This window comes from Streptomyces sp. NPDC041784 (assembly GCF_055591025.1).
Genome location: NZ_JBVJAB010000049.1, coordinates 1 through 14432 on the forward strand (window position 1 = coordinate 1; position 14432 = coordinate 14432).

The 14432-nt window shown below is 71.5% G+C and carries 16 protein-coding genes; 3 read left to right on the top strand and 13 right to left on the bottom strand.

Features of this window, described 5'->3' with window-relative positions; genetic code table 11:
- Positions 1-82 precede the first annotated feature (82 nt).
- The 5 genes from der to aroH all read right to left on the bottom strand — a co-directional run bounded on the left by der (position 83) and on the right by aroH (position 4580).
- Positions 83-1555 (bottom strand): ribosome biogenesis GTPase Der, encoded by a 1473-nt coding sequence (der, locus tag ACZ6D7_RS44470; RefSeq protein WP_469503922.1) that lies wholly within the window; start codon positions 1553-1555, stop codon positions 83-85.
- Positions 1556-1616: 61 nt separating this feature from the next.
- Positions 1617-2264 carry a lysophospholipid acyltransferase family protein gene (locus ACZ6D7_RS44475; protein ID WP_469503986.1) on the bottom strand — a complete coding sequence of 216 codons (648 nt, stop codon included), beginning with the start codon at positions 2262-2264 and terminating at the stop codon, positions 1617-1619.
- A 14-nt stretch (positions 2265-2278) separates the two neighbouring features.
- Positions 2279-2965, bottom strand: coding sequence for a (d)CMP kinase (gene cmk, locus ACZ6D7_RS44480; protein WP_469503925.1), 687 nt, complete (start codon positions 2963-2965; stop codon positions 2279-2281).
- 170 nt (positions 2966-3135) lie between these two features.
- Positions 3136-4221 carry a prephenate dehydrogenase gene (locus ACZ6D7_RS44485; RefSeq protein ID WP_469503927.1) on the bottom strand — a complete coding sequence of 362 codons (1086 nt, stop codon included), beginning with the start codon at positions 4219-4221 and terminating at the stop codon, positions 3136-3138.
- Entirely contained in the window at positions 4218-4580 is a 363-nt protein-coding gene (gene aroH / locus ACZ6D7_RS44490) for a chorismate mutase (protein ID WP_469503930.1), read from the bottom strand. The genes ACZ6D7_RS44485 and aroH overlap by 4 nt, the downstream gene beginning before the upstream one ends.
- A 195-nt stretch (positions 4581-4775) precedes the next feature.
- Here aroH and ACZ6D7_RS44495 point away from each other — a divergent pair, with 195 nt between their 5' ends.
- The 3 genes from ACZ6D7_RS44495 to ACZ6D7_RS44505 are packed head-to-tail and all read left to right on the top strand — an operon-like array spanning position 4776 to position 6482.
- Positions 4776-5441, top strand: coding sequence for a hypothetical protein (locus tag ACZ6D7_RS44495; protein WP_469503931.1), 666 nt, complete (start codon positions 4776-4778; stop codon positions 5439-5441).
- Between the two features lie 25 nt (positions 5442-5466).
- A complete protein-coding gene (locus ACZ6D7_RS44500; protein ID WP_469503934.1) occupies positions 5467-6045 on the top strand; it encodes a DUF6529 family protein in 579 nt (192 codons plus the stop codon).
- The gene (locus ACZ6D7_RS44505; protein ID WP_469503936.1) at positions 6042-6482 is read left to right on the top strand and encodes a Rieske (2Fe-2S) protein; all 441 of its coding nucleotides are present in this window, start codon (positions 6042-6044) and stop codon (positions 6480-6482) included. Before ACZ6D7_RS44500 ends, ACZ6D7_RS44505 begins: the two co-directional genes overlap by 4 nt.
- Here the strand turns inward: ACZ6D7_RS44505 and ACZ6D7_RS44510 are convergent, their stop codons facing one another.
- The 8 genes from ACZ6D7_RS44510 to ald all read right to left on the bottom strand — a co-directional run bounded on the left by ACZ6D7_RS44510 (position 6483) and on the right by ald (position 14418).
- Positions 6483-7505, bottom strand: a complete 1023-nt coding sequence (locus tag ACZ6D7_RS44510; protein ID WP_469503939.1) for an ADP-ribosylglycohydrolase family protein — start codon at positions 7503-7505, stop codon at positions 6483-6485.
- Positions 7502-8224: an NUDIX hydrolase gene (locus tag ACZ6D7_RS44515; RefSeq protein ID WP_469503940.1), complete on the bottom strand. Its 723-nt coding sequence runs from the start codon at positions 8222-8224 to the stop codon at positions 7502-7504. The genes ACZ6D7_RS44510 and ACZ6D7_RS44515 overlap by 4 nt, the downstream gene beginning before the upstream one ends.
- Positions 8225-8404: 180 nt before the next feature.
- A complete protein-coding gene (locus tag ACZ6D7_RS44520) occupies positions 8405-9496 on the bottom strand; it encodes a pseudouridine synthase (protein ID WP_469503943.1) in 1092 nt (363 codons plus the stop codon).
- Positions 9496-10077: an SMC-Scp complex subunit ScpB gene (gene scpB / locus ACZ6D7_RS44525; protein ID WP_469503989.1), complete on the bottom strand. Its 582-nt coding sequence runs from the start codon at positions 10075-10077 to the stop codon at positions 9496-9498. The genes ACZ6D7_RS44520 and scpB overlap by 1 nt, the downstream gene beginning before the upstream one ends.
- Positions 10078-10133: 56 nt before the next feature.
- Complete coding sequence (locus ACZ6D7_RS44530; protein WP_469503946.1) at positions 10134-11162, bottom strand: segregation and condensation protein A; 1029 nt, start codon at positions 11160-11162, stop codon at positions 10134-10136.
- 18 nt (positions 11163-11180) lie between these two features.
- A complete protein-coding gene (locus ACZ6D7_RS44535) occupies positions 11181-11771 on the bottom strand; it encodes a hypothetical protein (protein ID WP_469503948.1) in 591 nt (196 codons plus the stop codon).
- Positions 11756-12892, bottom strand: a complete 1137-nt coding sequence (locus tag ACZ6D7_RS44540) for a ParA family protein (RefSeq protein ID WP_469503949.1) — start codon at positions 12890-12892, stop codon at positions 11756-11758. The genes ACZ6D7_RS44535 and ACZ6D7_RS44540 overlap by 16 nt, the downstream gene beginning before the upstream one ends.
- Positions 12893-13293: 401 nt before the next feature.
- On the bottom strand, positions 13294-14418 hold the full coding sequence (gene ald, locus ACZ6D7_RS44545; RefSeq protein WP_469503951.1) for an alanine dehydrogenase: 1125 nt from the start codon (positions 14416-14418) through the stop codon (positions 13294-13296).
- Between the last annotated feature and the right edge of the window lie 14 nt (positions 14419-14432).

A 14432-nucleotide genomic window follows, 5' to 3' on the forward strand; every position in this document is an offset into this window, starting at 1 on the left:
GAGACAAACCGGACCATCCCCCCCCCCCCCCCCCCCCCCCCCCCCCCCCCCCCCCCCCCCCCCCCCCCCCCCCCCCCGACTGCTACTTCTTCTTGCCGCGCTTCTCGCGCACCCGCACCGAGATGTGGATCGGGGTGCCGTCGAAGCCGAACTCCTCGCGCAGCCGGCGCTCGATGAAGCGCCGGTAGCCCGCCTCGATGAAGCCGGAGGCGAAGAGCACGAACCGCGGCGGCTTGGTGCCGGCCTGGGTGCCGAAGAGGATGCGCGGCTGCTTGCCGCCCCGGATCGGGTGCGGGTGGGCGGCGACCAGCTCGCCGAGGAAGGCGTTGAGACGGCCCGTCGGGACCCGGGTCTCCCAGCCGGCCAGGGCGGCCTCGATCGCCGGGACCAGCTTCTCCATGTGCCGGCCGGTGTACGCCGAGACGTTCACCCGGGGCGCCCAGGCGACCTGACCGAACTCGGTCTCGATCTCCCGCTCCAGGTAGTAGCGGCGCTCCTCGTCGAGGGTGTCCCACTTGTTGTAGGCGATGACCAGGGCACGGCCGGCGTCGACGGCCATGGTGACGATCCGCTGGTCCTGCACCGAGATGGACTCGGAGGCGTCGATCAGGATGACCGCCACCTCGGCCTTCTCGACGGCCGCCGCGGTGCGCAGCGAGGCGTAGTAGTCGGCGCCCTGCTGGAGGTGGACCCGCTTGCGGATACCGGCCGTGTCGACGAACTTCCAGGTGACACCGCCGAGTTCGATCAGCTCGTCGACCGGGTCGCGGGTGGTGCCGGCCATCTCGTTGACGACGACCCGCTCCTCGCCCGCCACCTTGTTCAGCAGCGAGGACTTGCCGACGTTCGGGCGGCCGATGAGGGCGATCCGGCGCGGACCGCCGACCGCCGTGCCGAAGGTCTGCGCGGGGGCGTCCGGCAGCACCTCCAGGACGGCGTCCAGCATGTCGCCGGTGCCGCGGCCGTGCAGCGCGGACACCGGGTGCGGCTCGCCGAGGCCCAGGGACCACAGATAGGCCGCGTCGGCCTCACCGCTCTGGCCGTCGACCTTGTTGGCGGCCAGCACCACGGGCTTGCCGGCCTTGCGCAGCAGCCGTACGACCGCCTCGTCGGTGTCGGTGGCGCCGACCTTGGCGTCGACGACGAAGACGACGGCGTCGGCGGCCTCGATCGCGTACTCGGCCTGGGCGGCCACGGAGGCGTCGATGCCGAGGACGTCCTGCTCCCAGCCGCCGGTGTCGACGACCTTGAAGCGGCGGCCTGCCCACTCGGCCTCGTAGGTGACGCGGTCGCGGGTGACGCCGGGCTTGTCCTCGACGACCGCCTCGCGGCGGCCGATGATCCGGTTGACCAGCGTCGACTTGCCGACGTTCGGCCGGCCGACGACGGCGAGCACCGGAAGCGGGCCGTGGCCGGCCTCCTCGATGGCGCCCTCGACGTCCTCGAGGTCGAAGCCCTCTTCCGCGGCGAGCTCCATGAACTGCGCGTACTCGGCGTCGCCAAGCGCTCCGTGGTCGTGCTCGATCGAGCCCTCGGAGTGGATGTCGTCGTTCATGAAGTCCGTACCTCGTTCATCGTGGTGATCGGTGGATGCCCGTTTTCCCCGGGTTGATCCACTACTCAGTCAGTGTCGCCTGGCGGCCGGTCAGGCGCCTGGCGTTTTCCAGGTGGGCGGCCAGCTGCTTCTGGATGCGCTCGGTCGCCTCGTCCAGTGCCTTGCGGGTCCGCCGGCCGCTGCCGTCGCCCGCGTCGAAGGGGTCGCCGAAGACGACGTCGACACGGGAGCGCAGCGGAGGCAGCCCCTTTATCAACCGTCCGCGCCGCTCGGAACTTCCCAGGACGGCGACGGGGACGATCGGCGCGCCGCTGCGTACGGCGAAGTAGGCGAGTCCGGCGCGCAGGGCGGCGAAGTCGCCCTCGCCACGGGTGCCCTCCGGGAAGATACCGAGGACGCCGCCGTTCTCCAGCACGCCGAGCGCGCGGGTGATCGCCGTGCGGTCCGTGGTGTCCCGGTCGACCTTGATCTGGCCGACACGGGTCATGAACGGGCCGAGCAGGCCGACGAACGCCTCTTTCTTGACCAGGAAGTGCGACGCCCGGGGCGCCACGCCGATGACCATCGGGCCGTCGATGTTGTGCGAGTGGTTGACGGCGAAGATCACCGGACCGGTGGCGGGCACCCGCCAGGAGCCCAGCACACGCGGCTTCCACAGCCCGTACATCAGACCGACGCCGATGCGCCGCCCGACCTCGGCCCCCTTCATGGAGGGCAAATCGCTCACTTCGCGGCCCGCTTCTCCTCGACGAGGGTGACGACGCACTCGATGACCTGGGCCAGCGTGAGCGCGGTGGTGTCGACCTCGACGGCGTCGTCCGCCTTGGCGAGGGGGGAGGTCTTGCGGGAGGAGTCGGCCGCGTCCCGCTTGATCAGCGCCTCGCGGGTGGCCTGCACGTCCGCGCCCTTCAGCTCGCCGCTGCGGCGGGCGGCGCGGGCCTCGGCGGAGGCGGTGAGGAAGATCTTCAGGTCGGCGTCGGGCAGCACGGTCGTGCCGATGTCCCGGCCCTCGACGACGATGCCCCGCTCGGCGGAGGCGGCCAGCGACCGCTGGAGCTCGGTGATCCGGGTCCGCACCTCGGGTACGGCGCTCACGGCGCTGACCTGGGAGGTGACCTCCTGGGTGCGGATCGGGCCGGCCACATCGATGCCGTCGACCATGATCGTGGGCTCGGCCGGGTCGGTGCCGGAGATGATCTCCGGCTTGCCGGCGACGGCGGCGATCGCCGAGGGGTCCTCGATGTCGATGCCGTTGGTCACCATCCACCACGTGATCGCCCGGTACTGGGCGCCGGTGTCCAGGTAGCTCAGCCCGAGCTGGGCGGCCACGGCCTTGGACGTGCTCGACTTGCCCGTGCCGGAGGGGCCGTCGATGGCGACAATCACGGGCTGGGCGGCGCCGTTTTCCACGGGGGGACACCTTCCTGGTGCGAGGCGGTGGATGTGCGGGGCGCGAACACGCCCCGCACAAGGTTACCGGCCACAGGTCACTCGTCCGGCCGAGGTCCGCGCCACAGGGCCGAGGCCTGCGCCACCCGGGCGAGGTCCGCACGGACGAGGTCCGCACGGACGCCGGGTGCCTACTGCCGGATCGCCCAGCCCCGCTCCCGCAGCGCCGCCGAGAGAACCGGCGCCGACTTCGGCTCCACCATCAGCTGCACCAGACCCGCCTGCTGCCCCGTCGCGTGCTCGATGCGGACGTCCTCGATGTTGACGCCCGCCCGCCCGGCGTCCGCGAAGATGCGGGCCAGCTGGCCCGGCTGGTCGTCGATGAGCACCGCGACGACCTCGTACGTGCGCGGCGCTGCCCCGTGCTTGCCGGGGACCCGGACCTGCCCGGCGTTCCCCCGGCGCAGCACGTCCTCGATGCCGCCCACGCCCTCACGGCGCTTGACGTCGTCGGCGGACTGCAGGGCACGCAGCGCCCGTACCGTCTCGTCCAGGTCGGCGGCGACATCGGTGAGCAGGTCGGCGACCGGCCCGGGGTTCGCGGAGAGGATGTCGATCCACATCCCGGGGTCGGAGGCGGCGATCCGGGTCACGTCCCGGATGCCCTGCCCGCACAGCCGTACGGCGGCCTCGTCCGCGTTCTCCAGGCGCGCGGCGACCATGCTGGAGACCAGATGGGGCATGTGGGAGACCAGCGCCACCGCGCGGTCGTGGGCGTCGGCGTCCATCACGACCGGCACGGCCCGGCAGTGCGAGACCAGTTCCAGGGCGAGGTTCAGGACCTCGGTGTCGGTGTCCCGGGTCGGGGTCAGCACCCAGGGGCGGCCCTCGAAGAGGTCGCCGGTCGCGGCCAGCGGGCCGGACTTCTCCCGGCCGGACATGGGATGCGTGCCGAGGTACGCCGCCAGGTCGAGGCCGAGCGCCTCCAGCTCACGGCGCGGCCCGCCCTTGACGCTGGCCACGTCGAGGTAGCCGCGGGCCACGCCGCGCCGCATGGCGTCGGCGAGCACGGCGGCCACATGGGCGGGCGGTGCGGCGACGACCGCGAGGTCGACGGGCCCCTCGGGCGCCTCGTCCGTGCCGGCGCCCAGCGCGGCGGCCGTACGGGCCTGCTCGGGGTCGTGGTCCTCCAGGTGGACGACGACACCCCGCTGGGCCAGGGCCAGGGCGACGGACGTACCGATGAGCCCGGTTCCGATGACGAGCGCGGTTCTCACTGGGCGATGTCCTTGCGCAGGGCGGCGGCGGCGCCGAGGTAGACATGGCTGATCTCGGCGCGGGGCCGGTCGGACTCGATGTGCGCGAGGATCCGCACGACGCGCGGCATGGCGCCCTCGATGTCGAGTTCCTGCGCGCAGATCAGCGGCACGTCGACGATCCCCAGCTTGCGGGCGGCGGCCGCCGGGAAGTCGCTGTGCAGATCGGGCGTGGCCGTGAACCAGATGCTGATCAGGTCGTCGACGCCGAGGGAGTTGCGCTCCAGGAGGGCGGTGAGCAGCGCCCCGACCTGTTCGTCCATGTGCCCGGCCTCGTCGCGTTCGAGTTGGACGGCTCCCCTGACCGCTCGTACCGCCACGGCGCTGCTCCTTGCTGATGTGCTGATGCCGATGTACGGCTCTTGGCGCATCCAGCCTAGTCAGCCCGCGCCGGACCGGGTGCGCGCCGACCGCCCGCTGAGACGGGAACACCCCCATACGCCCTTTACGCCGGTTGCGGCCTGCGCTCTCATGTGAGGTTGACGGCAGGACACCCGTTTCGGGGAAGGACCGACATGAAGCGTCCAGGGCCCCTGCTCACCCTTCTCGCGGGACTGGTGCTCGGCCTGTTCCTGCTGGCCCTCAACGTGACGGCGGGGACGAAGAACGCCTCGTCCTCCTCCGAGCCGGCGCCGAGCCCGGCAGCCACCCGAAGCGCCGCTTCCCCCACGCCCAGCGCCAGCCCCACCCCCAGCCCGACGCCCACACCTCCGGCGGACGCCGAGTACGCCGGCCGTACCGACGACGACTCCGCCGCGATCGCCGTCACCGTGCGCGACGGGAAGGCGATCGCGTACTTCTGCGACGGCCGGACGAAGGAGGCGTGGCTGAAGGGGGACGTCGAGGACGGCGGCACCCTGCGGCTCACCGGGAAGCACGGCGCAAAGCTGGACGGCACGCTGGAGGACGACGAGCTGATCCGCGGCACGGTCGACGTGGCCGGCGGGCACCAGGCGTTCACCGCGGAGCGCGCCGAGAAGCCCTCGGGGCTGTACCGGACGACGGCCACCGTGCGCTCCGCGACGATCGACGCCGGCTGGATCGTCCTGAAGGACGGCACCCAGGTCGGCGTCCTCACCCGTGACGGCGGCGAGCCGTCCCCCGCGCCCCGGATCGACCCGGAGACCGGCGCGGTGACGATCGACGGACGGCAGCTCACGGCCCGTCCCGCGACCCCCTGACCGCCTTCTCCAGGGAGCCACCACCATGACCGTCGACCCGAACGCCGCCACCCAGGGCTTCCCCTGCCCCGACCCCGTCCGCCCGCACCCGGCCCGCTATCTGGTCCCGGCCCTCGCGGGGGCCGCCGTGGCGGTCGCGCTGGGGGCGTACGGCAGGATCCACGACCCGGCCGGCACGTCGTTCAATCTCGCCGGGTTCGACAGCACGGGCGCGGTGAAGTCGTGGCTGGCGACGGCGGCGCTGTTCTTCGCGCTGGTCCAGGTCGCCTCGGCCCTGATGCTCTACGGCAGGCTGCCGGGCCCGCGCTGGTCGGGGGCGCTGCACCGGTGGTCCGGACGGGCGGCCTTCCTGCTCGCGGTGCCGGTCGCTGTGCACTGTCTGTACGCTCTGGGATATCAAACATACGAAACGCGTGTTTTCTGGCACTCCCTCCTGGGTTGCTTCTTCTTCGGTGCTTTCAGTGCCAAAATGCTGCTGCTCCGCTCGGAGCGGCTCCCGGGATGGCTGCTGCCGATCCTCGGCGGACTCGTCTTCACCGTGCTCACGATCATCTGGCTGACCTCTGCCCTCTGGTTCTTCCGCACCTTCGGAGTGACGACATGACCTTCCCCGCGACCCGGCGCACGGTTCTCCTCGTGACGGGCGGCGCGACAGCGGCGCTCGTGGCGGGATGCAGCGACTACGGCGACGACAACGGCTCGGCCACCTCGCCCTCCGAGCGGTCCCCCGGTGACTCGGGCGAGGCCCCGGGCGGTACGGAGTTGGCGAAGACGTCCGAGATCCCCGTCGGCGGCGGCAAGATCTTCACGGACGAGAAGGTCGTCGTCACCCAGCCCACGAAGGACGACTTCAAGGCCTTCTCCGCGGTCTGCACCCACCAGGGCTGCACGGTCGGCACCGTCGCCGACGGCACGATCAACTGTCCGTGCCACAAGAGCGAGTTCCGGATCACCGACGGCTCGGTGGCGGGCGGCCCGGCGCCGAGGCCACTGCCGGCGAAGCAGATCACCGTGCAGGACGGTTCCATCACGCTGACGTGATCACTGGTCCCAGAGCGCCCCGAGCGTCACCAGCTCGCCCTGGTACTCGATCCGGTCCGCCCACTCCGTCGGCCATGCCTCGGCCCCGGCGTAGGCGCCCGCGAAGGCGCCGGCCAGACAGGCGATGGAGTCGGAGTCGCCGGAGGAGCAGGCGGCCCGGCGCAGTGCGGTGACCGGCTCGTCGGGGAAGAGCAGGAAGCACAGCAGCCCGGTGGCCAGGGCCTCCTCCGCGATCCACCCCTCGCCCGTGGCCAGGCACGGGTCGCTCTCGGGCGCGGGCGCGCGCAGCGCCTCGGCCAGCCGGTCCAGCATCGCCAGGCACTCGTCCCAGCCGCGCGCGATGAAGTGCTCCGGGGTCGGGTCCTGGCTGCGGGTCCACAGGTCGCCGAGCCAGCGGTGGTGGTACCGGGAGCGGCTGGCCTCGGCGTACGACCGCAGCAGCCCGACCAGCCCCGACGGTTCGGCGCCCTGCGCGAGCAGCCGTACGGCGTGGGCGGTGAGGTCGGAGGCGGCGAGCGCGGTGGGATGCCCGTGGGTGAGGGCGGACTGGAGCTGGGCGGCCCCGGCGCGCTGCTCCTCGCTGAGCCCGGGCGCGAGACCGACGGGGGCGACGCGCATGTTGGCGCCGCAGCCCTTGGATCCGATCTGGCTGGCGTCCTGCCACAGCCGCTTCTCGTCCTCGAGCCGGCCACAGGCGGTCAGACAGGTCCTGCCCGGCGCCCGGTTGTTCTCCGGCGACCGGTACCAGTCCACGAACTCCTCGCGCAGCGGCCGCTCCAGCCGCGTGGGCACGAGCAGCCCCCGGTCCATGGCGGTGCGCAGGGCCCGCCCCACGGCGAGCGTCATCTGCGTGTCGTCGGAGACGAAGGCGCGCTTGGGCAGCTCCATCTCCCGCCAGGGCCCGCACTTGGCGAGGATCGACGGAACGTCGTTGAACTCGGTCGGAAACCCGAGCGCGTCCCCCAGCGCGAGCCCCAGCAGGGACCCCGTGGCGCGCTTCCGGGCGGTGGTCGTGGCGGTCATGCGGGACGTCCTTCCGGGGGCGGGCGGAGCAGGGGCGGGTGGAGCGTGGTGGCGGTGCCCGCGCGGTAGAGGGCGGCCGGTTTGCCGCGGCCGCCGGTCAGCCGGGCGGCGCCGCCGGGGACGGGCTCGACGAAGCCCGGCGTGGTGAGGACCTTGCGGCGGAAGTTGGGGCGGTCGAGGCTGGTCCCCCACACCGTCTCGTAGACCCGCTGGAGCTCCCCGAGGGTGAACTCGGGCGGGCAGAAGGCGGTGGCGAGGCAGGTGTACTCGAGCTTGGCGCCGACCCGGTCGTGGGCGTCGGCCAGGATCCGGTCGTGGTCGAAGGCGAGCGGTCCGGCACCGTCGTACGGCAGCCAGCGGGCCTGGGCCGCGTCGCCGCCGCCGTGCGGCTCGGGCGCGTGCGGCAGCAGGGCGGCGAAGGCGACGGAGACGACCCGCATCCGGGGGTCGCGGCCGGGCTCGCTGTAGGTGCGCAGCTGCTCCAGGTGCAGTCCGGTGACGTCGGCGAGGCCGGTCTCCTCGGCGAGTTCGCGCCGGGCGGCCGTCTCGGCGGACTCCTCCGGCAGCACGAAGCCCCCGGGCAGCGCCCACCTCCCGGCGTACGGCTCCTGGCCGCGCTCGACGAGCAGCACGTGCAGCGCGCCCGCGCGCAGCGTGAGGACGGCGAGATCGACGGTGACGGCGAAGGGTTCGTAGGCGTACTTGTCGTAGCCCTGCACACCCTCACCCCCTGGTGATCGGCTTTATGGTCGACATGACTAATGGTCGCTACGACTATAAAGAGGGCCGCCCCGTCGACACAAGCCCTCAGCGCCTCCCTGAGCGCCTCGCGCGCAAAGGAAAGCGGCCGAGCACCGGGAAACCCGGTACCGGCCGCCACAGCCCCGCTGGGGACGCTCCTAGAGGTCGACCTCCTTCATCAGCATCCCGACCTCCGTGTTGGACAGCCGCCGCAGCCAGCCCGACTTCTGGTCGCCCAGGGTGATCGGGCCGAAGGCGACGCGCACCAGCTTGTCGACCGGGAAGCCGGCCTCGGCGAGCATGCGGCGCACGATGTGCTTGCGGCCCTCGTGGAGGGTGACCTCGACGAGGTAGTTCTTGCCGGTCTGCTCGACGACCCGGAAGTGGTCCGCCTTCGCGTAACCGTCCTCCAGCTGGATGCCGTTCTTGAGCTGCTTGCCCAGGTCGCGCGGGATCGGGCCCACGATGTGCGCGAGGTAGACCTTCTTCACGCCGTACTTGGGGTGGGTCAGCCGGTGCGCCAGCTCGCCGTGGTTGGTGAGCAGGATGACGCCCTCGGTCTCGGTGTCCAGCCGCCCGACGTGGAACAGCCGCGTCTCGCGGTTGGTCACGTAGTCGCCGAGGCACTGCCGGCCCTCGTTGTCCTCCATCGTGGAGACGACGCCGGCCGGCTTGTTCAGCGAGAAGAACTGGTACGACTGCGTGGCGACGGTCAGGCCGTCGACCTTGACCTCGTCCTTCTCCGGGTCGACGCGCTTGCCCTGCTCCAGGACGATCTCGCCGTTGACCTCGACCCGCGCCTGCTCGATCAGCTCCTCGCAGGCCCGCCGGGAGCCGTAGCCGGCGCGCGCGAGGATCTTCTGGAGCCGCTCGCCCTCCTGCTCGGCGCCGGGGAAGGTCTTGGGCAGCTTGACGTCCTTCTTGCCCGCGTACCGCTCGCGGTTGCGCTCCTCGGCCCGCGCCTCGTACTCGCGGGAGGTCGCCGGGACCGAACGGCCGCGCCCGGTGCCCTGGCCCTGCTTGGGCCCGCCCTTGGCACCGCCGCGCGCGGAGGCGCCGCGCCCGGACTTCGGGCCCTCATGGGTCCCGCTCGGCCCTACGTCGTAGCGGCGCTCCTCGGGGCGGGGCTTGCGGGGACGGCCCTGACCCTGGCCCTGGCCCTGCTTCTGGTCCCTGCCGTTCCCGGCCCCGCGGTAGTTACCGCGCCCGCCGCTCTTGCCGCTTCCGCTACCGCTGCCACTGCTTCGCATCAAAGTTCCGTCGTCGTCGTGTTCGTCGGGGGACCGTCGTCCGCGTCCGGGGCATCCGGATCGAACGACGGTACGCCTTCCTGTGTCTCGGCCTCGATCGCCTCCGCCTCCGGAAGGAAGGGCGCGAGCTCCGGGAGCTCGTCCAGACCGCGCAGGCCCATCCGCTCCAGGAAGTAGTTCGTCGTCCTGTACAGGATCGCACCTGATTCGGGTTCCGTGCCCGCCTCCTCCACGAGACCGCGCTGGAGGAGGGTGCGCATCACGCCGTCGCAGTTGACTCCGCGCACGGCCGAGACCCGGCTGCGGCTGACCGGCTGCCGGTAGGCGACCACGGCCAGCGTCTCCAGGGCGGCCTGGGTGAGCCGGGCCTGCTGCCCGTCCAGGACGAACCGCTCGACGGCCGGCGCGTACGCGGCCCGGGTGTAGAACCGCCAGCCGCCCGCGACGAACCGCAGCTCGAAGCCGCGCCCCTGCACGGTGTACTCGTCGGCCAGCTCCCGCAGCGCGTCCGCGATCCGCCGCCGGGGCCGGTCCAGGATCTTCGCGAGATGCTCCTCGGTCGCGGGCTCGTCCACGACCATCAGGACGGCCTCCAGGGCCGGCTTGAGGTCGAGTTCGGCGACGGTCTCCTCGCTCGTCACGGCTTCCTCTCCTTCTCGGGCTCCTCGGGCGGCCGGTCGAACTCGTCGGTGACCGTCGGCGTCTCGTCGCCCTCCCCGCCGGTCCAACGCACGAGCAGCTCCCCGAGCGCGGTCTCCTGGTCCAGGGCCACGGCCTTCTCCCGGTACAGCTCCAGCAGCGCCAGGAACCGGGCGACGACGGTGAGGGTGTCGTCGGTGTCCTCCACCAGCACCCGGAAGCTGGCCTCCCCCAGTTCCCGCAGCCGCGCGACCACGATCCCCGCCTGCTCCTGCACGCTCACCAGCGGCGCGTGGATGTGGTCGACGTACACCTGCGGCTTGGGCCGGGGCTGCATCGCCTTGACCGCCAGCCTGGCGAACCCTTCCGCGCCGATGCTGATGACCACGTCGGGCAGCAGCTCGGCGTGGTGCGGTTCGAGGCCGACGGTACGGGGGTAGCGCCGGGCCTCCACGTCGAGCCGGTGCGTGAAGATGTCGGCGACCTGTTTGTACGCGCGGTACTGGAGCAGCCGGGCGAAGAGCAGGTCCCGTGCTTCCAGCAGCGCGAGGTCCGCCTCGTCCTCGACCTCGGCGGCGGGCAGCAGCCGGGCCGCCTTCAGATCGAGCAGCGTGGCGGCGACGACGAGGAACTCGGTCGTCTGGTCCAGGTCCCAGTCCGGCCCCATCGCCCTGATGTGGGCCATGAACTCGTCGGTCACCTTCGACAGCGCGACCTCGGTGACGTCCAGCTTGTGCTTGGAGATCAGCTGGAGCAGCAGGTCGAAGGGCCCCTCGAAGTTGGCCAGCCGGACCTTGAAGACACCGTCGGGGACTTCCGGCGGCCCCTCGGGGCGCGGTGTAACCGGAACCTCCTGGGGAACCGGCGCCTCCACAGGCGTGTCCGGCACCTCCGGCGTGTCCGGCACATCCAGTGCATCCGGGGCGTCCGGCGGCTCCAGCCGCGGAGCGCCCGGTCCCCGCCCCAGCGCACGCCGACGGCCGCCGGTCGCACCGGAGCCGGGGACGGGGACGTCGTTCGAGGTCATAGCCCTCGCAGGCTACCGCTACCGCCCGCGCAGCCGTCGTACGAGGATGCTCGCATCCCCGCGGGTCTCCAGATCGGCCAGCACCACGGCGACCGCCTCGCGCACGATCCGGCCCCGGTCCACGGCCAGCCCGTGCTCCCCACGGAGCACCAGCCGGGCGTGCTCCAGGTCCATCAGCTCCTCGGCAGACACATACACGGTGATCTTCTCGTCGTGGCGCTCCCGCCCACTGGGTCGACGGGCCGCCGCCCGCCCCCGCTTGCGCGACTGCCCGTCGTCGGAGGCACCAGCACCCGCGGCAGAACCTTCCTGCGCCGGTGTCCCCTGCCGACGCGGGGACCGCTCCGTGCCCCGGCTGCGGGACTCGGCGTCGTTCTGCTCCGGGTCGGCCGCCACATGCTCCGCGCCCTCGCCGTCCCCGCCCTGGGCGGGCACGGCCTGCGGCGCGTCCTCGCCCGAGGCGGCGGCCACCCCGTCGCTCTCGCCCGCCGGCGCCGGCACCCGGGCCTCGCCGCCTGGCTGGCGCCGGGGTGCGGACGACTGAAGCGCCATTCCCCCTGTCGTACGGAAGAGTTCGTCGGCCCCCGGCAGACTCACTCGGCGTGACACCGGGCGAGCACCTCCCTGGCGAGCTGGCGATAGGCGGCGGCACCGACGGAGTTGGAGGCGTACGTGGTGATCGGCTCACCGGCGACCGTGGTCTCCGGGAAGCGGACGGTACGCCCGATGACCGTGTGGTAGACGTGATCGTCGAACGCCTCGACCACGCGCGCGAGCACCTCACGGCTGTGCACCGTGCGGGAGTCGTACATCGTGGCGAGGATGCCGTCCAGCTCCAGCTCGGGGTTGAGCCGCTCCTGGACCTTCTCGATCGTCTCGGTCAGCAGCGCCACACCGCGCAGCGCGAAGAACTCGCACTCCAGCGGCACGATCACCTTGTGCGCGGCCGTCAGCGCGTTCACGGTCAGCAGACCGAGCGAGGGCTGGCAGTCGATGACGATGTAGTCGTAGTCGTCCATCAGCGGCTTCAGCGCCCGCTGGAGGGTCGACTCGCGCGCGACCTCGGAGACCAGCTGGACCTCGGCGGCCGACAGGTCGATGTTGCTCGGCAGCAGGTCCATGTTGGGGACCGCCGTCTTCAGGAGCACCTCGTCGGCCGACATGCCCCGCTCCATGAGCAGGTTGTAGACCGTGAGGTCCAGCTCCATCGGATTGACACCGAGGCCGACCGACAGCGCGCCCTGCGGGTCGAAGTCCACGAGCAGCACCCGGCGTCCGTACTCCGCGAGCGCGGCACCCAGGTTGATGGTCGACGTGGTCTTGCCGACGCCGCCCTTCTGGTTGCACATCGCGATGATCGTCGCGGGACCGTGATTGGTGAGCGGTCCCGGGATCGGGAAGTACGGCAGCGGGCGCCCGGTCGGACCGATGCGCTCACGGCGCTGCCGTGCCGCGTCGGGCGCGAGCGTGGCCGCGTACTCCGGATCGGGCTCGTACTCGGCGTCGGGATCGTAGAAGTGCCCTTCGGGCAGTTCGTCGTAGTCGGCGAAATGGTTGTGGGGCGCGCCACTTCCGTCGCCGGCCATGGCGTTCACGTGATGACCGTCCATGCTCTGGTGTGCTGACAGAGCCATGTGGGGGCTGGTCTGGCTCTGGTGGGCTGCGAAGGTTCGGACAGCGACGGAGCCGACAGCCTCGAGCCCCGCGGAACCCGGGCCCCGCGTACGCATTCCTGGTTGACCACCCCCGGGAGCAAATGTCGACTCATTCACAAGTCGTCTTACCTCCTTGGTGACCAGGAAACTTCTAGACAAGGTCAGCGTGGCACCATGCCGACGGTTGGCGACTCTATGGCGTGTCGGGCGTCCGCAGCAACACAATCCGCCGGACCCGGCCCGATGTGTCGGCAATGAAACATCCCGCTGTCAAGGGCGTACGGCCGTCGCACGGCAGGTTTCACCGGTGTGCGAATCGGTCCAAGGGTTACGTTCGAGGCGAGTTGACCGAGTGCCGCAAAGTGACCATACACACATCCGGCCGGACCTTGTGGGGCAAGGTCCGGCCGGTCGTGCGCGATTGACGCGTCGAGTTGACGTATCGCCTTTACGAAAAGGTGACTTAGCCGGGAGGGTCAGTCGAGGAGCGAGTTCAGCTCGACGTGCTCCAGACCGTGCGCCTCGGCGACCTCGCGGTAAACGACCTTGCCGTCATGGGTGTTGAGACCCTTGGCCAGCGCGGCGTCCCGGCGCAGCGCCTCGACCCAGCCCTTGTTCGCGAGTTCGACGATGTACGGCAGCGTGGCGTTGGTCAGCGCGTACGTCGAGGTGTTGGGCACCGCGCCCGGCATGTTGGCGACGCAGTAGAAGACCGAGTTGTGGACCTGGAAGGTCGGCTCGGCGTGGGTGGTCGGACGGGAGTCCTCGAAGCATCCGCCCTGGTCGATCGCGATGTCGACAAGGACACTTCCCGGCTTCATCCGGGACACCAGCTCGTTGGTGACCAGCTTCGGGGCCTTGGCACCCGGGATCAGCACGGCGCCGATGACGAGGTCGGCCTCCAGGCAGGCCTTCTCCAGCTCGAAGGCGTTGGAGACGACCGTCTGGATCTTCGTACCGAAGACCTTGTCCGCCTCCTTGAGCTTGTTGATGTCCCGGTCGAGCAGGGTCACGTGGAAGCCCATGCCGATGGCGATCTGCGCCGCGTTCCAGCCGGAGACACCGCCGCCGATGACCACGGCCCGGCCGGCCAGCACGCCCGGGACACCGCCGGGCAGCACACCGCGGCCGCCGTTGGCGCGCATCAGGTGGTAGGCGCCGACCTGCGGGGCGAGCCGGCCCGCGACCTCGGACATGGGCGCGAGCAGCGGGAGCGCGCGGCTCGGCAGCTCGACGGTCTCGTAGGCGATCGCGGTCGTGCCGGACTCCAGGAGGGCGTCCGTGCACTCCTTGGAAGCGGCCAGGTGCAGGTAGGTGAAGAGCGTCTGGTCCTTGCGGAGGCGGTGGTACTCCTCGGCGATGGGCTCCTTGACCTTCAGCAGCAGGTCGGCGGCGGCCCACACCTCGTCGGCCGTCTCCAGGATCCGGGCACCGGCGGCCACGTACTCCTCGTCCGTGATGGACGAGCCGACACCGGCGTTGCGTTCGACGAGGACCTGGTGGCCGTGGCGCACCAGCTCGTGCACACCGGCGGGGGTGATGGCCACCCGGAACTCGTTGTTCTTGACCTCGCGGGGGATGCCGACCTTCACGTCGATCACGGTCCTTGGCTCAG